The 489-nt window shown below is 59.5% G+C and carries 1 protein-coding gene; it reads left to right on the top strand.

The window, feature by feature from the left end:
* The coding region (locus tag ACXAHG_RS23550; protein ID WP_475061258.1) for an IS30 family transposase at positions 1 to 489 on the top strand (489 nt) is incomplete at both ends.

Genomic DNA, 489 nt, shown 5'->3' with positions numbered 1-489 from the left:
CGGCTACCACGCGCTTGTCGCTCAGGACAAATACGAGGCGCGCCGCGCGATCCATCGCAAGATGATCGTTTATCCTGAACTGAAGGAAGCCTTCGAAGACAGGCTCAAAGCTGGCTGGCCGCCGGAACAGATCGCAGGCCGAATGCGTTTGGAACGTCATCCGATCCGCGTCAGCCATGAGACGATCTATCGGTTTGCCTATTCCAAGGACGGCCGCGACGAGCAGTTCTATCGCCACCTGCCCGAGCACCGCTGCCGTCGCAGGCCGCGGGGTTATCGCAGGCACAACAGGACACACATCTTCGACGTCCAAAGCCTGTACCACTGGCCTGAGCGCATCTCTGAGCGTGCCGAGTTTGGCCACTGGGAATGCGATCTGATGATGTTCCGCAAGGAACATGGGAAGGTCAACGTAACCTCCCTGGTCGAGCGCGTCAGCCGGTATGCTGTCGTCATGCGCAACGAGGATCGCCAGTCCAAGCCGATCAT

The sequence above is a fragment of the Leisingera sp. ABD4_442 genome (assembly GCF_056160905.1).
The sequence above is the reverse complement of the archived record's forward strand: the minus strand, read 5'-3'. Positions and strand labels throughout refer to the sequence as shown.